This is a genomic window from Sphingopyxis sp., assembly GCF_016704835.1.
Taxonomy (GTDB): Bacteria; Pseudomonadota; Alphaproteobacteria; order Sphingomonadales; family Sphingomonadaceae; genus Sphingopyxis.
Genome location: NZ_JADIZJ010000001.1, coordinates 23,583 through 46,354 on the forward strand (window position 1 = coordinate 23,583; position 22,772 = coordinate 46,354).

14 protein-coding genes and 2 tRNA genes are annotated in these 22,772 nt (G+C 63.8%); 10 read left to right on the plus strand and 6 right to left on the minus strand.

Features of this window, described 5'->3' with window-relative positions:
• The first annotated feature begins 6 nt into the window (after positions 1 to 6).
• Positions 7 to 1,788, plus strand: a complete 1,782-nt coding sequence (locus tag IPF76_RS00130; RefSeq protein ID WP_293838009.1) for a cation:proton antiporter — start codon at positions 7 to 9, stop codon at positions 1,786 to 1,788.
• Here the strand turns inward: IPF76_RS00130 and IPF76_RS00135 are convergent.
• Complete coding sequence (locus tag IPF76_RS00135; RefSeq protein ID WP_293838012.1) at positions 1,785 to 4,730, minus strand: M16 family metallopeptidase; 2,946 nt, start codon at positions 4,728 to 4,730, stop codon at positions 1,785 to 1,787. The genes IPF76_RS00130 and IPF76_RS00135 overlap by 4 nt on opposite strands.
• Before the next feature lie 87 nt (positions 4,731 to 4,817).
• On the opposite strand from IPF76_RS00135, the gene IPF76_RS00140 reads away from it, so the two are divergent.
• Positions 4,818 to 5,684: a carbon-nitrogen hydrolase family protein gene (locus IPF76_RS00140; protein ID WP_293838015.1), complete on the plus strand. Its 867-nt coding sequence runs from the start codon at positions 4,818 to 4,820 to the stop codon at positions 5,682 to 5,684.
• A gap of 117 nt (positions 5,685 to 5,801) precedes the next feature.
• Here IPF76_RS00140 and IPF76_RS00145 read toward each other — a convergent pair whose 3' ends face one another.
• Entirely contained in the window at positions 5,802 to 6,029 is a 228-nt protein-coding gene (locus IPF76_RS00145) for a hypothetical protein (protein ID WP_293838018.1), read from the minus strand.
• A 172-nt stretch (positions 6,030 to 6,201) separates the two neighbouring features.
• Positions 6,202 to 6,999, minus strand: a complete 798-nt coding sequence (locus IPF76_RS00150; protein WP_293838021.1) for an NUDIX domain-containing protein — start codon at positions 6,997 to 6,999, stop codon at positions 6,202 to 6,204.
• Positions 7,000 to 7,098: 99 nt separating this feature from the next.
• Between IPF76_RS00150 and IPF76_RS00155 the strand changes: the two genes are divergently transcribed.
• Both IPF76_RS00155 and IPF76_RS00160 read left to right on the plus strand, forming a co-directional pair.
• Positions 7,099 to 7,734 carry a DUF4126 domain-containing protein gene (locus IPF76_RS00155; protein ID WP_293838024.1) on the plus strand — a complete coding sequence of 212 codons (636 nt, stop codon included), beginning with the start codon at positions 7,099 to 7,101 and terminating at the stop codon, positions 7,732 to 7,734.
• Positions 7,735 to 7,859: 125 nt separating this feature from the next.
• Entirely contained in the window at positions 7,860 to 10,700 is a 2,841-nt protein-coding gene (locus IPF76_RS00160) for an autotransporter outer membrane beta-barrel domain-containing protein (RefSeq protein ID WP_293838027.1), read from the plus strand.
• Positions 10,701 to 10,709: 9 nt separating this feature from the next.
• On the opposite strand, the gene IPF76_RS00165 is transcribed toward IPF76_RS00160, so the two are convergent.
• Both IPF76_RS00165 and IPF76_RS00170 read right to left on the minus strand, forming a co-directional pair.
• The gene (locus tag IPF76_RS00165) at positions 10,710 to 11,933 is read right to left on the minus strand and encodes an FAD-dependent oxidoreductase (protein ID WP_293838030.1); all 1,224 of its coding nucleotides are present in this window, start codon (positions 11,931 to 11,933) and stop codon (positions 10,710 to 10,712) included.
• Positions 11,934 to 12,062: 129 nt separating this feature from the next.
• Positions 12,063 to 12,239, minus strand: a complete 177-nt coding sequence (locus IPF76_RS00170; RefSeq protein WP_293838032.1) for a hypothetical protein — start codon at positions 12,237 to 12,239, stop codon at positions 12,063 to 12,065.
• Between the two features lie 609 nt (positions 12,240 to 12,848).
• On the opposite strand from IPF76_RS00170, the gene IPF76_RS00175 reads away from it, so the two are divergent.
• Positions 12,849 to 12,924: transfer RNA gene (locus IPF76_RS00175), tRNA-Thr, on the plus strand.
• A 194-nt stretch (positions 12,925 to 13,118) separates the two neighbouring features.
• On the opposite strand, the gene IPF76_RS00180 is transcribed toward IPF76_RS00175, so the two are convergent.
• A tRNA-Leu gene (locus IPF76_RS00180) sits at positions 13,119 to 13,205 on the minus strand.
• A 203-nt stretch (positions 13,206 to 13,408) separates the two neighbouring features.
• Between IPF76_RS00180 and IPF76_RS00185 the strand changes: the two genes are divergently transcribed.
• The 5 genes from IPF76_RS00185 (at position 13,409) to gltB (ending at position 22,522) form a co-directional block, all read left to right on the plus strand.
• Positions 13,409 to 14,347, plus strand: coding sequence for a complex I NDUFA9 subunit family protein (locus IPF76_RS00185; RefSeq protein ID WP_293838035.1), 939 nt, complete (start codon positions 13,409 to 13,411; stop codon positions 14,345 to 14,347).
• Positions 14,347 to 15,147 carry an undecaprenyl-diphosphate phosphatase gene (locus tag IPF76_RS00190; protein ID WP_293838038.1) on the plus strand — a complete coding sequence of 267 codons (801 nt, stop codon included), beginning with the start codon at positions 14,347 to 14,349 and terminating at the stop codon, positions 15,145 to 15,147. Before IPF76_RS00185 ends, IPF76_RS00190 begins: the two co-directional genes overlap by 1 nt.
• A gap of 158 nt (positions 15,148 to 15,305) precedes the next feature.
• Positions 15,306 to 16,748 (plus strand): NAD(P)-dependent oxidoreductase, encoded by a 1,443-nt coding sequence (locus IPF76_RS00195; protein WP_293838041.1) that lies wholly within the window; start codon positions 15,306 to 15,308, stop codon positions 16,746 to 16,748.
• Positions 16,749 to 16,767: 19 nt separating this feature from the next.
• Positions 16,768 to 17,931 (plus strand): DUF2059 domain-containing protein, encoded by a 1,164-nt coding sequence (locus IPF76_RS00200; RefSeq protein WP_293838043.1) that lies wholly within the window; start codon positions 16,768 to 16,770, stop codon positions 17,929 to 17,931.
• A gap of 64 nt (positions 17,932 to 17,995) precedes the next feature.
• A complete protein-coding gene (gene gltB / locus IPF76_RS00205) occupies positions 17,996 to 22,522 on the plus strand; it encodes a glutamate synthase large subunit (protein WP_293838046.1) in 4,527 nt (1,508 codons plus the stop codon).
• Positions 22,523 to 22,772: the final 250 nt, after the last annotated feature.

The following is a 22,772-nucleotide window of genomic DNA, read 5'->3' on the forward strand; positions in this document are numbered from 1 at the left end:
GCCCCTATGGTATCGGCAACAGAAACATCTGCCATCGGCAACGCGCTGGTGGTTCTCGGCGCGGCGGGCATCGTCATCCCCGCCTTTGCGCGTTTTCGCCTGCCACCGGTCATCGGGTTCATCCTCGTCGGCCTGCTGGTCGGGCCGTCGGGACTGGGATCGCTGGCCGGCGATTATCCGTGGCTGAAACATGTCACCATCGGAACGACCGACGACATAGCGCTGTTCGCAGAATTCGGTATCATTTTGCTGCTGTTCTCGATCGGGCTTGAACTGTCGTTCCGCCGTCTTTGGTCCTTGAGGAAGCTGGTGTTCGGGGTCGGCGCCGCCGAATTGCTGCTCGGCGGCGCGATATTGGGCGGCGCACTGTGGTTGCTCGGCGACCTGTCGACGCCCGCGGCGTTCGGGCTCGGGATCGCCCTCGCGCTATCCTCCACCGCGCTGGTGCTGCCAATGGTGGGCACCAAGTCGGCGGTGGGCCGTGCATCTTTTTCGATGCTGCTGTTCGAGGATCTGGCGATCGTTCCGATCATTTTCATCCTCGGCGCCCTGGCCCCCAATCCCGCCGGAAACAACGCCGAACTGCTGATGACGACCTTGTGGCAAGGCGCCCTCGTCGTCGCGGTGCTGGCCGTCGCTGGCTGGTTCCTGTTGCCGCGCATCTTTGCCCAGGCGGCGCGCGCCAAAGACCCAGAGCTGTTTCTCGCCGCCAGCCTGCTCGTCGTCATCGTCGCCGCGCTCGCCACCGCGACCGTCGGACTGTCACCGATCGTTGGTGCGCTGCTCGCGGGACTGATGATCGCCGAGACCGAATATCATGGCGAGGTCGAAGCGATCACTGCACCCTTCAAAGGCCTCGCGCTCGGGGTGTTCCTGATCAGCGTCGGCATGGGTCTGGATCTCAAGAGCATTGCCGAACAATGGCCGATGCTCATTGCGGCGGTCGTCGGGGTCATCGCGGTCAAGTCGGTTGTCACCGCCCTGCTGTTGCGCTTTTCCGGCGCACGTCGCGGTACAGCCGCCGAGGTTGGCTTGCTCATGTCGAGCCCGTCGGAAACGACCCTGATCGTGTTGACCGCCGCGCTGACGGCGGGGATCATCGATCCCGAAACAGCAAGCTTCTGGCAGCTTGTCACGGCGATCGGCCTGACCATCACCCCACTGCTGGCGCGCGTCGGGCACGACATGGCGCGGCGGATCGAAATGCGCAGCGACGACACGCCTGAGGATGAGCCGGCAGTGGCACGTACCGTTATCGTTGGTTTTGGGCGCGTCGGCCGCACCGTCGCCGAGCTGCTGCGCGAACATGGCCGATCCTATATTGCGGTCGATGCCAATATCGATAGCGTGGCGGTGGCGCGCCGCGACGGATTTGCGGTTCGTTTCGCCGACGTCGCTCGGCAAGGTAGTCTGGACAAGCTGGGCATCGAAAGTGCCGACGCGATCGTGCTGACGATGGACGATCCCGTACAGCAATTGCGGATGACCAAACAACTTCGACAGAAATTTCCCAACTTGCCCATCATCAGCCGCGCTCGCGACGCCGACCATGCCGCCGCATTGTATCAGGCAGGCGCCAGCGATGCAGTGCCCGAAACGCTCGAAAGCTCGCTGCAACTTGCCGAGGCAGTGCTGATCGACCTGGGCGTCGCGATGGGGCCGGTGATCGCGTCGATCCACGATGTGCGCGCCAAGATGCGGCGCGACATCATGACCAAGGGCGAACTGGACCGCGAACCGCGCATCCGCAAAATACGCGCGCCGACGCCCGGCAGCGAGACGACCTAGCGGCCGCCTGCGGTCGTCGCTGCCGTCGCGGTTGCCACCCCAAGCGCCGACGCATCTGCCAGCGTCATCCCCTTGGGCAGGATTGCCAGCGACCATTGGCGCTGCGGTGTCAGATATTGCTGCGCCAGCCGCTGGACATCGGCAGCGGTGACGGCGGCGATATCGTCCTGCATCGACAATGCCGCGGCGGTGACGCGCGGATCGCGCGTCGCGCCTTCGAGCAGGAACATCCAATAGACATTGCCGGTCGACGCCCGCGCGACCTGTTCGCGGATCGGCACCGCGTTGCGCGTCAGTTCGTCTGCGCTCACCGGCTTCGCCACCAGATCGGCAGCGATGTCGCGCGCGATGCCATAGAAGCGGTCGAGATCCTTAGGCGCGAGCAGGCTGCCGACGAGTAGATAGCCGCCGCTGTCAAAGCCCGTCGGCCAGTGGCTGTCGACCACGGGACCATAGCTCGCCCCCTGTTCGGCGCGGAGACGATCGAACAGGCGGTCGTTGAATATCGCGGCAAGCACTTCGAGTCCGCGCGCATCGCGCGGATTGGCCAGGCCGCCGCTGGTCGGCCACGCGGTCATCGCCGCGGCCTGCCCTTCCGCGCCGCGATGATAGACAATGTCGGGCACGGTGGCGGGTTTGGCAAAGTCGACGCGCTGGCCGCCGACGGGCGCCAATGTCGTTCGGGGCGGCAGCGCACCCAGCGTGCTCGCCAGAATCTGGCGGTAATCGACCGCTTCAAGGTCGCCAAAAATCTGCACTTCGATCGGTCCGCTAGCGAGGCGCGGTTCCCAGAAAGCCCGGAAGGCCGCGGGCGTCAGCGCTGCGATCTGCGCCTTGTCGGGCGCCGCCCAGCGTGCGTCGTTGCCCGTCAGCCAGCCGCGCAGGTTGCGGTCGAGAACCGCATTGGGGGTGGCGTCGTTGAGGTCGTAGCCAGTGAGATAGCCGACGCGCAGGCGCTCGATCGGCGCCGCGTCCCAGCGCGGCTGCGCCAGCTTGGCCGCGATCAAGCGCATCTGGTCAGCGAGATCGGCGGGTTTGCTTTCCGCCGACAGTTCGAACGCGTCGTCGTCGATCGCAAAGTTGAGCTGGATCTGTCGCCCGTTGGTCAGCTGGTCGATCTCGTTCTGTCCCCACGGCCCGATTCCGCTCGCGACGAGCGCATAATCGCCGGTCCATAGCAGGTTCGGCGCGTCGGCGGCGACGCTGCGGTTGCCGGTACCGAACCGCACGTTGACGCGCACCTTGCCGGGTTCGACCTTATTGTTCGACACCAGCGCGGTGACGCCATTGGCGAATGCGATCCGCTCGGCGCGCAGGCCGAGCAGGCTGTCGGTCGATGTAATCGTACCCGGCGTCCCGAAGCCGGGAAGTTGTTTGAAATCGGCTTTTACAGTTGCCAACCGGTCGTCGCGCGCGGTCACCGGTGCCTTCAACGCCGCTAGCACAGCCGCGTTGCCGCCCGCCGCAGTCGGGGTCGTCAGTACGACGCGCGTCACGGGCGCCGCAAAGATCGCTTTGCTGACGTCGAGCATCATTTGGGGTGTCGCGGCTGCACGGATCGCCTTGAACATATCGACCTGCCCCTGAGGACTGGTCACGACCTCGTGAATATCGACCGCGCGTACCATGTCGTCGGCCAGTCGCGCGCCGGGCTCGTTGCGGGCATTTTCCCATTCCTTGCGCAGAAACGCTTCGATCTCGTTCGCTTCGCGGTCGATATCGGCCTGTGAAGGCGGGGTGCTTACTGCATCGGCAATCACGCCGCGCACATCGGCAAGCGCGGCCTTCCAGTCGCTCAAGGGAACGATCGATGCCATCGTGACGTCGGCACTGCGGCTGACATATTGCTGTTCAACCGTCGCGACCAGATAGCTGCCGCCGCTGCGCGCGCGGTTTTCCAGCCGCCGATTGACCAGCGCCTGCGCGATGAATTCCAGATAGAGCCGTCGCGTGTTTTCGACCGTGTCGATCCGCTTTTTCCATGGGCGCACCATGGCCAGCGTCAGGGCGAACGGCTGGTTCGCTTCGACGATCTCGCGCGCCGCCGGCGCCTTCGGATCGGGTTTGCCGAAATCGGGGTCGGCGGGATTCGGCCCATTGGCGCGCCAGTCGCCGTAATATTTCGCGACCAGCCGGGCCAGTTCCGCGGGATCCGCATCGCCGACGATAACCACGACTGCACGATCGGGGCGGTACCAGCGCTCGTGAAAGGCCGCGACCGACGTTGCACTTGCCTTGCCCAGCGAAGCGGTGGTGCCGATGGGCGAGCGGTCGCCGAGCAGCTGGCCCGCAAACAGATGCGCGTTCGTCTCATCGCCTATCCGCTTTTGCGGACCGTCCGATTCGCGTAGTTCAGACATCACAACACCGCGCTCGGCCGCAACCGCCAGTTCCGAAATCCGCGGCTCGCGGACCATGCCCGACAGCAATTTCATGCTTTCGTCGAGGTTGACCGGCGTCACGCTCGGCAAATCGAGTTGATAGACGGTCTGGGTCGGGGTGGTCTGCGCGTTCGAGTCGCTGCCAAAGGTTACCCCGAAGCGCTGCCAGATGCGCTTGGCTTCGCCATCGGGGATGTGTTCGGACCCGCGGAAGGTCAGATGCTCGAGCAAATGCGCATAGCCGCGCTCCTGTTCGGTTTCAAACATCGAACCGACGTCCATGCGGACGCGGATCGACACCTGCCCCGGTGGCACGCCGTTGTTCCGCACCGCATAGCGCACACCGTTGGGCAGAGCGCCAAACTGCCACGCGGCGTCGCGCGGAATATCGCTGCCAGAATAGAGCCAGTCGTTTCCCGTCGCCTGACTAGTTGCGGCGGTCGGCGCGGCGCCGCTCTGCGCGCCAACGGCAATTGGAAGCAGCAACAGCGCCGTAGCGGCGCCTGCACTCAGAAGCGATCGGTAAATATGAAGCGGCATATGCGCGGGAGAAATAGCCATTGGGCTATCATATCGTGTTCAAACCTTGCTGGCCACTGAACTGTCGCGACGCTTGTCGGGTAAACCGCATCAGTTTAGCGATGGGGGATGACCGACACGAGCAACCCGCACCCCGCCACCTCGATTGCCGCACTCGTCCAGATGACCAGCGGTATCGATCCTGTCGCCAATCTCGCGACGATTGATCGCGCCATGGCGGATGCGGTCGCAGGCGGCGCAACGATGGCCTTCCTGCCCGAAATGTCGCTGCTGCTTGATCGCGATCGCGGGCGATCGGCGGCGCATATCGTTCGCGAAAGCGACAGTCCCTGGCCCCCTGCGCTGCAGGCGCTGGCGCAAAAACATGGACTGTGGCTCCATTCCGGATCGATGCCGCTGCTGGCCGACGACGGCAAACGCCGGGTCAACCGCAGCCATGTCATCGCCGCCGACGGCAGCATCCGCGCGCGCTACGATAAAATCCACATGTTCGACGTCACCCTGCCATCGGGCGAGAACTGGACCGAGTCATCGGCTTATGCCGGCGGTCGCGCGCTCGCGGCTGTCGATACCCCGCTTGGCCGTTTGGGACTGAGCATCTGCTACGATTTGCGATTTCCAGAGCTTTACCGCGCGTTGGTCGATCAGGGCGCGACACTCATCGCGATCCCCGCTGCGTTCACTGTCTCGACCGGCGAGGCGCATTGGCATGTCCTGACGCGAGCCCGCGCAATTGAAACCGGCTGTCATGTGCTCGCGGCGGCGCAATGCGGGCGCCATCCGGACGGCCGATCGACATACGGTCATAGTCTCGCGATCGATCCGTGGGGCATGGTGCTGGCGGATATCGGCGAGGCCAGCGACGCAACCAGGTATCGCGTGATGCTTGCGCCAATCGATGCCGCTGCGGCGGATCGCGCGCGCGCAGCGATCCCATTGGCGAACTCGCGGGCTACGCGGAACATCGCGCTTTAAACCGTATCCAGTACCGGTCGCACCGCAGGCCGACACAATGCGCGAAAGCGTACCGAGACGCACAAAAGGCCCCGAGCAAGCTCGGAGCCTTTTGGTAACTTTAACGATCAGCCGAAATTACGGGCTGGTCGGCGCGTCGTCGTTGTTGTCCGACGCGATGATGATACCACCAACGATCGCAACGAGAGCGAGAACTGCGATGATCCAGCTGGTGCTGCCTTCGAGTTCGCTCTGGCCATCAACGGCCGAAGCGGCACGGGCTGCAGGAGCGGCCGACGCGGCAACCGGGGCTGCAATCATCGAGGTCGCTGCGAGAGAGATCGCAGCCTTTTTGAGCAGGTTCATTATATTCTCCGTCCACTGGATTAGTCTTGTCGAATCACACCGGGGGGCTCCCCGGTCTGCTTCTGCAAAGCCGTCTTAGGCACAGCGTTCAGCAAATGCAACGACGATTTGGCCTAGCCCGGGAATTCTTACCAAATTGCTAAATAGAGAGAAAGTTGTTGTCCGGACCGCGCTAGCCGCGGCGAACGCGATCAAATGGTTCGCTGATCACAGGGTAGCCCAAATGACCCGGAATGCACAAAAACGCCTGCCCCTCGCGGTCTTCGATCCACGGCGTAATCAATTCAACCGGAAACTGGACCGAATGTTCAGAAAAACCCCCAAAATCGGGAACCTGGGCCAAGCGTTCGAGGTTGCGGCGGGTGGGAAAAATGACCGAGACCTCGCCGCGGTCGGCCATCGACAGCGTCTGGCGCGCGCTCGCCCAGAAAATATGACTATGCTCGGCCTCTTCTACCGTCAGTTCATGGCTGTGGTGCGGGGCCGCAACCGCGTAGAAACGCGTGTCGAAGGTCCGTGCCTCTTTGAAATTCGGACACCAGCGCGCAAATGGTATCAACGAATCCAATGCGATTCGGTCCCCACGCGCCGCCAGCATGTCGGACAGGAGGGTTCCCCCGAGCAACGCCCGACGAGCACCAGCCACGTCACCGCCTGCCAGCCCGCGCCAGCCTACGGCAAGGCCGGTTTCCTCCAGCGTCTCGCGCAGCGCCGCCACGCGCGCGGCGCCATCGGCTTCGTCGAGGTCGGGCGCATGCTGGCGCGCCACGAGATAATCGTCGGGATCAACCCGCCCACCGGGAAACACGACCGCGCCCGCGGCGAACGCCATATTGGTTGAGCGTTTGACCATCAGTATTTCGTCGGGTCCACCGTCTTCGGACGGGCGCATGATGACCAGCGTGGCGGCCGGGATCGCACCTTCGGGCAGGACTTCCAATGGAGCGGACGGCGGAACGGCGCTGGTCATGTCCCCTGCGATAACCGGACGCTGAAGGCTTGTCATCTCGGCATTGCGGCGCTGCAGGCGCGGGTGCAAGTATGGGGCGCACAGAAGGGGAGCAGGACATTGGGAATCGTCGAGATTTTGGGGGTCGCCGGCAGTTTGAGCCTGCTCGCCGGCTGGCGGCTCTACCTCACCATTTTGGCCACGGGCATCGCGATGCATTTTGGCTGGCTGCCACTCCCCGAACATTTGGCAGCCTTGCAGGTGCTGGCGAACCCGTGGGTACTGGGGGTCGCGGCGATCGGCACCCTCGCGGAATTCCTTGCCGACAAGATCGCCTGGGTCGATTCGATCTGGGACATGATTCATAGCGTCATTCGCCCGCTTGGCGGCGCGCTGCTTGCGCTGGCGCTCGTCGATGCGTCCGATCCGACCTGGCAGGTCATCGCTTTCCTGCTCGGCGGCGGCGGCGCACTGCTGAGCCACGGCGCCAAGGCAACGACGCGCGCCGTGGTCAACGCCAGCCCCGAACCGTTCAGCAACGCAGTGGTATCGACCGGCGAAGATGTCGCGACCGGTGGACTGCTCGCGCTGGCGATCGCATTCCCTCCACTCGCGATCGTCATCGCGATCGTCATGGCGATCGCCGCGGTCGTCGTGATCATCGCGCTGCGCCGCTTGCTCCGCAACATCAAGGCGACGCTGAAGCGCGCACTGGGCGACGAACCGCCGGACGCAGGTCAGGCCCCATCCACCTGAAATTGCCGCGGATATTGGCGATTTGGTAAGAATTGGATTATAAGTTCAGATCATATCCGCACTATTTCCTCGTGGTAACGGGAGATAGGGACCAGGCGGCACCCGTTTGAAAATGGGGAAGCCAAATGATCCGCAACGCGCGTCCGCCAACCTCTCACGCTGACCGCACCAGCGGTCGCCTCGCTTCCTCGCCCGGACGCCTGTTGCTGTTCACCGCACTCGCCTCGTCGCTCGGCCAGGCGTCTCCGGCGCTGGCCCAATGCATCTTTACGCCGACCGCCGGCGACGATGTCCATGTTTGCGACAGCGGAACGTCGGCAGGCGGCCTGAACGACACGGGCGGCAATAACCGCCTTGAACTTCCGGCGGGAGGATCAGGGATGATCGCGGGCAATGTTAGCTTTGGATCGGGCGAAGACATCGTCGCCATCGGGTCGGGCCAGATTACCGGATCGGTCGATCAGGGCAACGGCGGCGACCGGTTCGATATCAGCGCGGGGACGGTGACCGGCGGCCTGCAGCAAGGGGAAGGAATCGACGATTTTCGTATGACCGGCGGCGAAATCGGCGTGCTCAACCAAGGCGGATCGCTCGACACCTTCTTCATGTCGGGGGGACGCATCGTCGACGCATTCGACGATGGCGACATCGCTATCATGACCGGCGGCCGGATCGGCCGCGTCAACATGAAGCTCGCCGACAATCTGTTCGACATGTCGGGCGGGACGATCGACCGCAACCTCGTCGCCGGGTTCGGCAATGACACAATTATCCTGACGGGCGGCACCATCGGAGGCAATATCAGCCTGTCCGGCGGGACCGACAGCATCACGATCACCGGCGGCTCGGTGGGCGGCGACGTGCTGATGAGCGTTGGCACCGACAGCTTCGTGTGGGACGGCAGCGGCGTCGTGCATGGGACGATTGACCTGGGCGGCGACGACGACATTGCGCGGCTCGCCAACCTGACCAACGCCCATCTTGGCGGGTCACCGCGGATCACCGGCGGCGCAGGGATCGATGCGCTCGTTTTCGACAATGTGACGACCGGCGGCATCGCGCGCTTCGACGGCTGGGAAAATATCGAGGCGACCAATGACAGCGAATTGACGTTTGATGGCTTCCTTAGGCTCGGCGATGCCGGGACTGCCACAGGCAGCTTCAACCTCGATGCGTCGAGCACGATTTTCGGCGGCGGCCTTCAGGGCGGCGTCGCCGCCTTTACCGCCGGTCAGCGCGCAACGCTGGTCAACGCCGGGCGAATCGACCTGACCAATGGCGGCAATGCGCCAGACGACAGCTTCATGATAAGCGGCGACTATGTCGGCGACAGCGGGCTGCTGTTGATCGATACGGTCCTCGGCGGTGACAGCTCGCTGTCGGACAAACTGGTAATCGACAGCGGCAGCGCATCGGGAACGACCGGCATCACCGTGCGCAATGCCGGCGGCACCGGCGCGATCACGGTACAAAATGGCATCCTTGTCATCGAGGCGATCAATGGTGCGACGACCGCCAGCGGCGCCTTTGCTCTCAACCACCGCGTTGCGGTTGGGGCGTATGAATATTTCCTGTTCCGCGGCGGCACCACCAGCGGGACGGGCGAGAATTGGTACCTGCGATCGACGCTGCCACCGCCGCCCGCACCTGCCCCTTCGCCCGAGATCCCGCCGCCGCCCCAGCCCGCGCCTGCGCCGCCGGTGCTGACGCCGCCGCCCGCAGCCGCGCCCGAGCCGGCACCGCCCGAACCGCCCGTCCCGCCCCCTGCCTCGGTGCCGGACCCGCCACCGCCCCCGCCCGAGCCGACACCGGTAAACCCCGATCCGGTCGATCCAGCACCACCGGTGACCGAGACAGACCCGCCGCCGCCTCCGACGCCCGAGCCGCCGCCGGCGCCCGAGTCCGAAGCACCGGCCCCGCCGCCTGAGCCGCCAGCCGAGCCCGCGCCGCTGCCTCCCCCCGACCCCGAGGTCGCCGCCGAGCCGCCGACGCCGGGTGCGACGCCGATGGAAGCCGATGTCGTGCCGCTCTATCGGCCCGAGGTCGCGGCCTTCGTGGTGTCGGTACCGGTTGCGCACCACCTGGCCAGCGTGACGCTTGGGACGTTCCATGAACGTCGCGGCGAACAGGCATTGGTGCGCGGTGGGGGCGCGCTGCCCGCGACATGGGGCCGGTTATTTGCCGAGGACAGCGAGATCAAATGGGGCGGCGACGTCGCGCCTTCGCTGGACGGTGATCTTTCGGGTTTCCAGATCGGGCAGGATTTTGCCGGTTGGGGCGAGGAAGGCGGCACTTATATGCGCCTCGGCGCCTTCGTCGGACGCTCGTCGACCGACGGCGCCGTCCGCGGTGGCGCGCTCGGCTGGAACGACCTGACCGTTGGCCAGATCGGCGTCAAGGCGACGAGCCTCGCCGGCTATACGACACTGTTTGGCGAAAGCGGCTGGTATCTGGACGCCGTCGTCATGCACAACTGGTTCGAAGGCACGTCATCGGCGAGTTCGGGCGAGGCGATCGACATTGACGGCAACGGCTGGACCGCCTCGCTCGAAGCGGGCTATCCCCTCGCGCTGTCGAAGCGCTGGACGCTCGAACCGCAGGTGCAGATCCTGTGGCAGCAGGTAAAGTTCAACGACCGCGCGGATGCTTTCTCAACCATAGACTTCGCCAAGGGTGACGTGCTCACCGGGCGCGCCGGGCTGCGATTTCAGGGAAAATATGGCGGCTTCCAGCCCTTTTTGCACGCGAGCCTGTGGCACGGCTTTGCAGGAGATCAGGCGACCATGTTCGGCACCGATCCGATCCGTACCAACCTGGCGCGCACCGAGGCCGAAGTCGGTGCCGGACTGATCGCACGTGTCGGTGAAAACGCCGCGGTGCATGTGAAAGGCGATTACAGCTTCAATGCCGACGGGCGGCGCGGCCGACGGCTGGGCGGCACGATCGGCATCACGATCCGCTGGTAGGCGGCCGGATCAGGAGGGCAGCAGCGCCTTCAGCGGGGTTTCGGTGTCGGCAAGTTGCTCGGCGGTCGCCGCCAATCCGGCGGTGACGATCATGCGGCCCTGAACATAATCCTTGGTTGCGTTGACGCAGTCGATAGCGATCACGCGGCCTGCCTTCAGATAGACGACCGAGAAGCTTCGCGTTGCCGGATCGCCGCGCATCACCGCGCGGTCGTGGCCGGTCGACAGCCCCGCGGTCTGGAGCTTGAGGTCATATTGGTTCGACCAGAACCAAGGAATCGCATGGTAGGGTGCTTCGTCGCCGCAAATGCCCTTGGCGACGACATTCGCCTGATCATTGGCATTCTGTACCGATTCCAGCCGGATCACAACGCCTTCGGCAAAATCATTCTCATGCGCGGCGCAGTCGCCAATTGCATAGATGTCGGGCAGGCTGGTCTTGCAATACCGATCGACAAGCACGCCATTGCCGCCGTCAGCGCCTGCCGCGATGAGCGGTTCGACCGCGGGGACGATGCCGATTCCGACGATGACCAGATCGGCAGCGACGACCTCGCCATCGGCGAGCCGCACGCCGGTCACATGGTCTTCGCCCTCGATAGCCTCGACCGCAACGCCAAGTCTGAGGTCAACGCCATGTTCGCGATGTTCGCGTTCGTAGAAGCGCGATAGTTCGGTCCCCGCGACGCGCGCCAATACGCGGTCGAGCGCCTCAAGCAGCACCACCTTCTTGCCCGCCTTGCGCAGCACCGCGGCGGCCTCGAGCCCGATATAACCGCCACCGATGACGACGATCTGGCCGGCCGTTTCGGACGCGGCTTTCATCGCATCGGCATCGGCTCGGGTGCGCACCCCCTGTACGCCAGGCAGATCGCCGCCGGGGATTGGCAGCATGCGGGGCGACCCGCCTGTCGCCCAGACGAGCTTGCCATAGCCGATCGCCTCGCCGCCATCGGTGGTGACGCTATGTGCTGCAGGATCGACAGCGACGACACGCGTGCCAAGCAGCACCGTCACCTCGCGCTCGTCCCAATATTTGGCGGGACGCAGCTGGATGCGCTCGAATTCCTTTTCGCCGGCAAAATATTCCTTCGACAGCGGCGGACGCTCATAGGGAAGCTCGGGCTCGTCGCCGATGATCGCGATGCTGCCGGTAAATTTCTGTGTGCGCAGCATGATCGCAACTTGCGCACCGCCATGACCAGCCCCCACAATCACCACGTCGAACTGCATCGCTTTCTCTCCCATTACCCGCGAGCGCGTCTCTTGCATGAGGCGCAGGGGGAGACAAGCCGCGCCGAGCTGACGATCGGGAAAGAAAAACTTGACGAGCGCTCGTTGCCAGTCCGATCGCCGGGCCGGTCAATTGCGGCAGGCGAGGCGCGCACGAATGGCGGCGGCACCCGGGAAATCCGAACTTCCCGACGCCGGATCAGATAGACGGAAGCACGACGAATTCTCGTCCACATTCATCAAAAAACGCACCAGAATCGTCTTGTCGGATGGGGTTTCGTCAAAGGATGGCGAGGTGATAATCACATCTGGCGCCAGCTATCGGGCTTGCGCCGTTGGCCGGCGATTGTCGGAATTGCGTAGAATATGGCGTCTTCGCAAACGCCAATGCGCGGATAGATTAGTTCGCGCCTGTCCTCGGGCGCCACCACACCCGAATATCGAAATGCTGGCACTGCATTCGCGGGCCAGACAACCTCTATTTTGTATGGCGCGGCCGCTTCCGCAAGCGCCTCATTCGGCGACAGTATGGGCGCGGCGGCAACCACATAGTCTTCATTGATGACCCGAAAAGCGAGATCGACGATATCGATCGCTTCATCCGATCGAACAGCAATCGAGATATTATGCTCGCAAATGGTCAGCGGACCATAGGCGACGCCCTGCGCCCGCGGCGAACCCTTGGAGCAGGATAGGACCATCACTGGAAAGTGACACGTACTAGTTCACATAAGGCGAGGCCCGAAGCACATTCAACTACGAAAGTTTTTTGCCCTTCCCGACGGCAAACCACGAAACGGACATCCGACCAATCGCAATGATCCGCAAGCGAAATGCCGGCGTTGCAATCCACCGGAGATTCTGCCCAACGATGCTTGTTTTCGTTCCGCCTCGCTGATACAGGCGCGCCTCGTTGCCGCTTTAGCTCAGTTGGTAGAGCACATCATTCGTAATGATGGGGTCACAGGTTCGAGTCCTGTAAGCGGCACCAGCACCTTCCGGATTGAAAAACTGACGATCAGCTGCAATGCTGGCGACGCTCGGCGCGAATGCGATTCGATTATGCGCGACGCGCACCGCCCTGCAACAGCAGACAGCACGCGCAACTCCGCTTCAGCCCTGCGTTTCTACGCAGGAGTTTTCGCTGTCGGTTCCTATTTTTGACCACGCCACGCGAGGAAGATATGGTGCCCAGAAGAGGACTCGAACCTCCACGCCCTTGCGAGCGCCAGCACCTGAAGCTGGTGCGTCTACCAATTCCGCCATCTGGGCACGGGGTAGGAGCGGGCGCTTAGCGGGGGGGCTGGCGGCTTGTCAACCGCGGCGCGCGGCTCGCCGCACATTTTATCGCAATGCTGCGGGTTTCACGTCGTCGGACCGCGGACGCCCCTTGCCCCCTCCCCCGCTTCGCGGCATGGGGATGCCATCGGGCGCTCGCAGCGCCACCCTGAAAGAATTGATCACAGGCGGACGCAATGCAGAAACTCGACGGGCAATTGATCACGGTGCTGGGCGGCGGCGGCTTCGTGGGCCGCTATGTTGTGCAGCGCCTGCTCGCGCGCGGGGCGCGTGTCCGCGTGGCGCAGCGCATCCCGCGCGCTGCGACTTTCCTCAAGCCGCTCGGCGGGCTAGGCCAGACGCAGTTCGTCGCGGTCGATGTTCGCGATCCCGCCAGCGTCGCGCGCGCCGTGCAGGGAAGCGATGCGGTGATTAATCTGGTCGGCGCCTTCGACAATATGCAGGCGGTGCAGGCCGATGGGGCGGGCCATGTTGCCGCCGCGGCCAAAGCGGCCGGCGTCGGCGCGCTGGTCCATGTCTCAGCGATCGGCGCCGATCGGGACAGCCTGTCGGCCTATGGCCGCAGCAAGGGTGATGGCGAAACCGCGGTGCGCGCTGCCTTCTCGGGCGCCGCAATCCTCCGCCCTTCGATCGTCTTTGGCCGCGAGGACCAGTTCATCAATCGTTTTGCCGCGATGATCCGCATGGCGCCGGTGGTCCCCGTCGTGGCGCCCAACACGAAGTTCCAACCGGTCTACGTCGGCGACGTCGCCGACGCCGTTGTGGCCGCGCTGGACGATGCTGCCGCGGGGCAGACCTTTGAGCTGGGCGGGCCGCAGGTAATGACGATGGGCGCGTTGCAGCGCTGGATCGCCGATGCGACCGGCCGCTCGCCGCTGTTCGTCGACGTTCCCGATGTCGTGGCCGGGGCGCTTGCGTCGGGATTTGGCTGGGCGCCTGGCGCCCCGATCACCAAGGATCAGTGGCTGATGCTGCAAAATGACAATGTCGTCGCCGATGGCGCCGCGGGGCTAGCCGAGCTGGGCGTCGCGCCAACTTCGCTCGCCGCGGTCGCTGACGACTGGCTGGTGCAATATCGCCGCCACGGCCGCTTTGCACAGCTTGCCTCGCACTGATGGGTATCTGGCTGACCGTCATCATCCTCGGCATTGTCGAGGGTCTGACCGAATTTCTTCCCGTCTCCTCAACCGGCCACCTGATCCTCGCGACCGAGCTGCTTGGCTATGATGCCTCGCGCTGGGCGATCTTCAATATCGCGATCCAGCCGGGAGCGATCCTCGCGATCGTCGTCCTGTACCGGAAACTGTTCTGGGACATGTTCACCGGCTTTTTCCGCCGCGATCCAGTGGCGATCGCTTTTGTTCGTAACCTGCTACTCGCTTTTTTCCCGGCGGTCGTGCTGGGCTTGGCGTTCGGTGATTATATCGAGGTGCTGCTGGAAAATGCCGTCGTCGTTGCATGGGCACTGATTATCGGCGGTTTTGCGATCCTGCTCGTCGAACGCTTCGCCAAGCCGGTCGAGAGCGGTGGCGTCGCCAACCTGTCGGTGCGTCAATCGGTTCTGATCGGCGTTGTCCAGTGCCTCGCGATGATCCCCGGGGTCAGCCGCTCGGGCGCCACGATCCTGGGCGCAATGTCGTTCGGCGTCGACCGCAAGACCGCCGCAGAATTCAGCTTTTTCCTCGCGCTGCCGACGCTGACCGGCGCGACGGTGCTGCAGTTGTTCAAACATCGCGACGCGATCACCAGTAATGATCTGGGGTTGATCGCGGTCGGGGCGCTGGTCTCGTTCGTCGTGGCCTGGGCGGTGATTAAGGGGTTCCTGGCCGTCGTCACCCGATATGGCTTCGCGCCCTTTGCGTGGTACCGAATCATCGTGGGCATCGCTGCGCTGATCTGGCTGAACTCGAGATAGGGCCGATACGGTATTAATTGTGAAAGATAATTGCGCTTGAAACTGTATATTTTCAATTTGGATTGAATTTAAGGACAGCAAAACTTCCCTAATTGTCATTTCACCCGTGACAGAGCCTTTCCAGCCATGCATCTGCCCCGCATCGAAGGGGAAATTGCATGGCTGCCGATCGCATGCTCCAGTTTGTCGAGCGCGAACAACATTATCCGGACAAACGCTCCGCAGAGGAGCGCGCGCGGGATTTTCGCGAAATCGCCGAGCGGTATGCGGCGTCCGATGCCGACGCACAGGCCGCGCGCTGCTCGCAATGCGGCGTCCCTTATTGCTCGGTGCATTGCCCGCTGCACAACCATATCCCCGACTGGCTGCGCCTGACTGCCGAGGGGCGGCTGCGGGAGGCTTATGAGCTGAGCAATGCGACGTCGACAATGCCCGAGATCTGCGGCCGCATCTGCCCGCAGGACCGCCTGTGCGAAGGCAATTGCGTGATCGAGTTTTCGGGCCATGGCGCGGTCACCATCGGCAGCGTCGAAAAATACATCACCGATACCGCCTGGGCCGAGGGCTGGGTCGAACCGCTGCACCCCGGCACGGCGACCGGCCAGTCGGTCGGGATCATCGGCGCCGGCCCGGCGGGACTGACGGCGGCCGAATATCTGCGCGTCGCGGGGCACGAGGTGCATGTGTACGACCGTCACGACCGGGCCGGCGGGCTGCTGACCTATGGCATACCTGGTTTCAAGCTGGAAAAAGAGGTCGTGATGCGGCGCATCGACCGGCTCGCCGACGGCGGCATCCACTTCCATCTGGGCTTCGAAGTCGGCGGCGATGCGACGCTCGACGCGCTGCGCCAGAAGCATGACGCGCTGCTGATCGCCACCGGGGTTTACAAGGCGCGCGAGATCAATGTTCCCGGCAACGAAGCCGAAGGCGTCGTTGCTGCGCTCGACTATCTGGTCGCGTCAAACCGCAAGGGCTTTGGCGATGCGGTTCCCGCGTTCGACGACGGCCGCCTGAATGCCGAGGGGAAGCATGTCGTGGTCATCGGCGGCGGCGATACCGCGATGGACTGCGTCCGCACTGCGGTGCGTCAGGGCGCCAAGTCGGTCAAATGCCTTTATCGCCGCGACCGCGAGAATATGCCCGGCTCGCTGCGCGAAGTCGCGAACGCCGAGGAAGAAGGCGTCGAATTCGTCTGGCTCTCCGCGCCCAACAGCTTCACCGCTGATAAACATGTCAAAGAGGTCGCGGTCGCGGGCATGCGCCTCGGCGCCCCCGACGCCAGCGGCCGCCGCAGCCCCGAAGTCGACCCCGGCCGCACCTTCGACCTGCCCGCCGACATGGTGATCAAGGCGCTGGGCTTCGATCCCGAAGACCTGCCCAACTTGTTCGGGGCCCCCGACCTCAGCGTCACCCGCTGGGGCACGCTTCGCGTCGATCACCAGACGATGATGACCAGTCTGCCCGGTGTTTTCGCCGCGGGCGACATCGTCCGCGGCGCCAGCCTGGTCGTCTGGGGCATCCGCGATGGCCGCGATGTCAGCGACCAGATGGCAACGTGGTTGAAAGCCAAAGCGAAAAGCGAAAAGAAGGCAGCATGACCAACAGGGGAAGGAATTCATGATGTCGAAGTTCAAATTGACGCTGCTCGCCGGGGCGTTCGCGTTGACACCGCTGACTGCCACCGCTCAGGAAGCGCCCGTCGCCGAAATCGTCGCTGACGATAGCCAAGGCGATGTCAACAGCGAAGCCTATGCCGCCGACGCCAAGGCCAAAATGCAGAAGGAAATGGATCAGGCGATCGCGCTGGTCGAAAAAATGTTCGACACCAGCAGCCTGCCGCCAATCGAGCCCGCCCGCCTGACGCTCGCGCAGCAGACGATGAACGCGCTGATCCCCGCCGGCAGCCTCGAGAAGATGATCGACAATCTCTATGGCAAGATGTTCAAGACGATCATGGGCGAGCTTGGCGGCCAGTCGGACCTGATGCTGTCGATCAAGACCGGGGTCGAAAGCGACAAGATTGCGACGCTCGATGAGGCGACGAAGACCAGAATCGCCGATATGTTCGATCCGCATCGCAAGGAACGCGAAGACCAGATCACCCGGGTACTCAAGCCGCTAATCAGCGAAGCGCTGACCGATTTGGAGCGACCCATGCGCGGCGGCATGGCCAAGGCCTATGCCCGCAAGTTCAGCGCGGCGCAGCTCACCGACCTCAACACCTTCCTCGCGACACCCACAGGGAGCTTCTATGCCAGCGAATGGATGGAACTGCAGGCCGATCCCGAAGTGATGGTTGCGGTGATGAAGGCGCTACCGCCAATGGTCACAAAATTCATGGACCGTGGGCCGCAGATCGAAAAGGACATGAAGGAGCTGCCCAAAGAAAAGCAGCTGTCCGACTTTAGCGACAAGGAACTCGCCGCGCTCGCCAAGCTGATGAAGGTCGATGTGAAGGTGCTGAAGGAACAGCGCGACATGTGGAAGACTGAGTCTGTCGAAGCCACTGCGGTCGATGCTGCGGCGGATGCGGCGGATTATGCTGAACCGACGGACGCTGCCGCTGATGCAGCGGGCGATGCCGCCGACGCCGCGGCGGAAGCAGCCGCAGCTGCCAGCGATTACGCCGTCGACGATCCCGCCTATGACCGCGGCAACTGGTCGGCCGCCGACTTGAAGCACGTCGAGGATCTGGAAGCCGCATCCGGAAATGCGGCTGTCGCCGCCGCCGAAGCACAGGAAGAAGCGGTCGCCAACGCGCGCAAGAAGCTGCCCGACTGAATACTGCCGGCATCCCAGCGGACGCCGGGATGACGAACACGAATAGACCGTCAGGACGACAAAGATGACCCACTACCCCACCGCCGAACACGCCCGACTTGCCGAACACGGCATGTATCGCCCCGACATGGAATCCGATGCCTGCGGCGTCGGCATGGTCGCGGCGACCGATGGCAAGGCGTCGCGCCGCGTCGTCGAGGCAGCCATCGAGGCTTTGCGTGCAGTGTGGCATCGCGGCGCGGTCGATGCCGACGGCAAGACCGGCGATGGCGCGGGCATCCATGTCGACCTGCCGGTGCGCTTCTTCGACGATGCGATCGCCGCGTCGGGGCACAAAGTGCGTCCGAACCGCCTCGCCGTCGGCATGATCTTCCTGCCGCGCACCGACCTGGAAGCGCAGGAGCATTGCCGCACGATCGTCGAGGCCGAGATCATCGACGCGGGCTTCACCATCTATGGCTGGCGCCAAGTGCCGGTCGATGTGTCAGTGATCGGCGACAAGGCCCAGCGCACCCGCCCCGAAATCGAGCAGATCATGATCGCCGGGCCGCTGCCCGACGAAGCATCGCTCGCCGAGTTCGAAAAGCAGCTCTATCTGGTCCGCCGTCGGATCGAAAAAAAGGTCATCGCGGCGCAGATCGCCGACTTCTACGTGTGCAGCCTGTCGTGCCGTTCGATCATCTACAAGGGGCTGTTCCTCGCCGAGAGCCTTGCCGATTTTTATCCCGATCTGACCAGCAAGCTGTTCGAAAGCCGCGTCGCGATTTTCCACCAGCGCTATTCGACCAACACCTTTCCGCAATGGTGGCTGGCGCAGCCGTTCCGCTGCCTTGCCCATAATGGCGAAATCAACACGATCCGCGGCAACAAGAACTGGATGAAAAGCCACGAGATCAAAATGGCGAGCCTCGCCTTCGGCGAACATTCGGAAGACATCAAGCCGGTGATCCCGGCGGGTGCGTCGGACACCGCCGCACTCGACGCGGTATTCGAAACGCTGTGCCGCGCCGGGCGCGACGCCCCGACCGCGAAGCTGATCCTGGTCCCCGAGGCGTGGACCAACGAAAATGACGTGCCCGACAACCACCGTGCGATGTATAGCTACCTCGCCAGCGTCATGGAGCCGTGGGACGGACCCGCCGCGCTCGCAATGACCGACGGTCGCTGGGCGGTTGCAGGCATGGATCGCAACGCGCTCCGCCCGCTGCGCTACACACTCACCGCCGACAATCTGCTCGTCGTCGGGTCAGAAAGCGGCATGGTGCTGCTGCCCGAGGCGAGCATCCGCAAGAAGGGCCGCCTTGGCCCCGGCCAGATGATCGCCGTCGATCTCAATGAGGGTGTCCTCTACGAAGATATGGCGATAAAGAACAAGATCGCCGACGCCCACGATTATCCCGCGCGCGTCCGCGGTTTCCGCACCATGGCCGACTTGCCCAAGGGCGGCAAATCGAGCCTGCCGATTTTCGAGCGCAGCGATTTGCTTCGCCGTCAGGTCGCCGCGGGTCTGACTATGGAGGATATGGAGCTGATCCTGTCGCCGATGGTCGAGGATGCCAAGGAAGCGATCGGGTCGATGGGCGACGACACCCCGCTCGCGGTCATCTCCGACAAGCCGCGTCACGTCGCCCAATTCTTCCGCCAGAATTTCAGTCAGGTCACCAACCCGCCGATCGACAGCCTGCGCGAACGGCATGTGATGAGCCTGAAGACACGCTTCGCCAACCTTGCCAACATCCTCGACGAAAAGGGGCAGAGCGACCATGTCCTCGTCATCGACTCCCCCGTCCTCGTCGGCGACGACTGGGATCGGCTGCGCGCCTATTTCGGCGATGCGGTGGCTGACATCGATTGCACCTTCCCCGTCGGCGGCGACGCCGCGAGCCTGCGCGAAGCCATTGCGCGCGTGCGCCGCGAGGCCGAAGATGCGGTGCGCGCCGGGCGCAGCGAACTGTTCCTGACCGACCAGAGCATCGGTGAAAATCGCGTCGGCATGGCGATGGTGCTCGCCGCTGCCGCGGTCCACACCCATCTCGTCCGCAAGGGTCTGCGCAGCTATGCCTCGATCAACGTGCGGTCAGCCGAGGTGCTCGACACCCATGCCTTTGCGGTGCTGATCGGGGTCGGCGCGACGACGGTCCATGCCTATCTGTCCGAAGCGGCGATCGCCGACCGGCACGCGCGCGGATTGTTCGGCAGTGAGCTTTCGATCGACGATTGCCGCCTGCGTTTCCGCAAGGCAATCGACGACGGCTTGCTCAAGATCCTCGCCAAGATGGGGATCGCGGTGGTTTCCAGCTATCGCGGCGGCTATAATTTTGAAGCCGTCGGCCTCTCCCGCGCGTTGGTCAACGACCTGTTCCCGGGTATGCCGGCGAAGATTTCGGGCGAAGGTTACCAGTCGTTATTCATCAACGCGACCGAGAAGCATGAGGCAGCTTTCGACAAGCGCGCGACGACTTTGCCGATCGGCGGCTTCTATCGCCAGCGCGCGGGGGGCGAGACGCACGCCTATTCGGCGCAGCTGATGCATTTGCTGCAGACCGCGGTCGCGACGGACAGCTATTCGACCTATCTGCAGTTTTCGCGCGGCGTTGCCGACTTGCCGCCGGTGTACCTCCGCGATCTGATGGAGTTCAACTATCCGGCCCAGGGCGTGATGCTCGACAGCGTCGAGGCAATCACCGAAATTCGCAAGCGCTTCGTCACCCCGGGCATGTCGCTTGGCGCGCTGTCGCCCGAGGCACATGAGACGCTGGCAATCGCGATGAACCGCATCGGCGCCAAGGCGGTGTCGGGCGAAGGCGGCGAAGCCACCGAACGCTACCAACCCTATGCCAATGGCGACAACGCCAACAGCAATATCAAGCAGATCGCGAGCGGCCGCTTCGGCGTCACCGCTGAATATCTCGGCGCGTGCGACGAGATCGAGATCAAGGTCGCCCAGGGCGCCAAGCCCGGCGAAGGCGGCCAGCTGCCCGGCTTCAAGGTTACCGAATTCATTGCGCGCCTGCGCCATGCAACGCCAGGGGTGACGTTGATCAGCCCGCCACCGCACCACGACATCTATTCGATCGAAGATCTGGCGCAGCTCATCTATGATCTCAAGCAGATCAACCCGAGGGCGCGGGTCTGCGTGAAGCTTGTCAGCTCGGCGGGCATCGGCACCGTTGCCGCGGGCGTTGCGAAAGCCCACGCCGACGTCATCCTCGTCGCGGGCAACACCGGTGGCACCGGCGCCTCGCCCCAGACCAGCGTAAAATATGCCGGCACGCCGTGGGAAATGGGGCTCAGCGAAGTCAACCAGGTACTCACGCTCAACGGCCTGCGTCACCGCATCCGTCTCCGCACGGATGGCGGACTCAAGACCGGGCGCGATATCGTCATCGCCGCGATATTGGGCGCTGAGGAATATGGCATCGGGACTTTGAGCCTCGTCGCAATGGGCTGCATCATGGTCCGTCAGTGCCATAGCAACACCTGTCCGGTCGGCGTCTGCACCCAGGACGAAAAACTGCGCGCGAAGTTCACCGGGTCGCCGGAGAAAGTCATCAACCTGATGACCTTCATCGCCGAGGAAGTGCGCGAAATCCTCGCCCGGCTCGGCTGCCGCAGCCTCGACGAAGTGATCGGCCGCACCGAATTGCTGCGCCAGGTCAGCCGCGGCGCCGAACATCTCGACGATCTCGACCTCAACCCGATCCTCGCCAAGGTCGACGCCCCCGACAACCAGCGCCGCTCACATGGACTGCTCCGCAATCCGGTCCCCGACAGCCTCGACGCGCAGATCCTGAATGACGCGAAGCCACTGTTCGAACGCGGTGAGCGGATGCAGCTGACGTACAATGTCCGCAACACCCACCGCGCCGTCGGCACCCGCCTATCGGCCGAAGTGACGGCAAAGTTCGGAATGAACGGGCTCGCCGATAATCATGTTCAGGTCCGCCTGCGCGGTACCGCGGGCCAGTCGCTAGGCGCTTTCCTGTGCAGCGGCATCACGCTTGAAGTGTTCGGCGATGCCAACGACTATGTCGGCAAGGGATTGTCGGGCGGCCGCATTGTCGTGCGCCCCACCGTGTCGAGTCCGCTGGTGAGCCAGCATAACAGTATCATCGGCAACACCGTCCTTTACGGCGCGACGGCGGGCACCTTGCTCGCGGCGGGCCAGGCGGGTGAGCGCTTCGCGGTCCGCAATTCGGGCGCAAGAGTTGTTGTGGAGGGCTGCGGCGCCAACGGCTGCGAATATATGACCGGCGGGGTCGCGGTAATCCTTGGCCCCGTCGGCTCCAACTTCGGCGCCGGAATGACCGGCGGCATGGCATTCATCCTCGACACCAATGGCCAGTTCGAGCGCCATGCCAATCCCGAATCGATCGTCTGGCAACGGATCAACAGCGCGCATTGGGAAGCGGTGGTGAAGGATTTGGTCGAGGACCATGCCAAGGCCACGGGAAGCAAATGGTCGAGCGAAATCCTTGCCGACTGGGACCGCTGGAAGGGTCAGTTCTGGCAGGTCTGCCCCAAGGAAATGCTCTCCCGCCTGACCCACCCGCTGAGCGATGCCGAGGCAGAGGTGGTCGCGGCGGAATAAGTCCTCCCCGTCGCGCAGCGATGGGGAGGGGGACCGTCGCCGAAGGCGATGGTGGAGGAGCCGCGTCGGCTCCATGGCCCTCCATCAGCGCTCCGCGCTGCCACCTACTCATCGCCGCGCGACAGCGAGGATCGCTTATCCCGTTCCGGCGGCAGTTCATCGCAAGAGGAGCGCACGTTCAGCGCAGCGAAAGCGTTGCACCGCTATGCACGCCCCTTTGCTGAACCTTGCGTCCTTTGAAGGGATGAAA

Coding starts and splice junctions, on each gene's coding strand:
- IPF76_RS00135 (WP_293838012.1), bottom strand. CDS start 4,730: ATGGCTATTTCTCCCGCGCATATGCCGCTTCATATTTACCGATCGCTT.
- gltB (WP_293838046.1), top strand. CDS start 17,996: ATGACCCACTACCCCACCGCCGAACACGCCCGACTTGCCGAACACGGC.
- IPF76_RS00130 (WP_293838009.1), top strand. CDS start 7: ATGGTATCGGCAACAGAAACATCTGCCATCGGCAACGCGCTGGTGGTT.
- IPF76_RS00160 (WP_293838027.1), top strand. CDS start 7,860: ATGATCCGCAACGCGCGTCCGCCAACCTCTCACGCTGACCGCACCAGC.
- IPF76_RS00165 (WP_293838030.1), bottom strand. CDS start 11,933: ATGCAGTTCGACGTGGTGATTGTGGGGGCTGGTCATGGCGGTGCGCAA.
- IPF76_RS00185 (WP_293838035.1), top strand. CDS start 13,409: ATGCAGAAACTCGACGGGCAATTGATCACGGTGCTGGGCGGCGGCGGC.
- IPF76_RS00150 (WP_293838021.1), bottom strand. CDS start 6,999: ATGACCAGCGCCGTTCCGCCGTCCGCTCCATTGGAAGTCCTGCCCGAA.
- IPF76_RS00145 (WP_293838018.1), bottom strand. CDS start 6,029: ATGAACCTGCTCAAAAAGGCTGCGATCTCTCTCGCAGCGACCTCGATG.
- IPF76_RS00140 (WP_293838015.1), top strand. CDS start 4,818: ATGACCGACACGAGCAACCCGCACCCCGCCACCTCGATTGCCGCACTC.
- IPF76_RS00190 (WP_293838038.1), top strand. CDS start 14,347: ATGGGTATCTGGCTGACCGTCATCATCCTCGGCATTGTCGAGGGTCTG.
- IPF76_RS00195 (WP_293838041.1), top strand. CDS start 15,306: ATGGCTGCCGATCGCATGCTCCAGTTTGTCGAGCGCGAACAACATTAT.
- IPF76_RS00200 (WP_293838043.1), top strand. CDS start 16,768: ATGATGTCGAAGTTCAAATTGACGCTGCTCGCCGGGGCGTTCGCGTTG.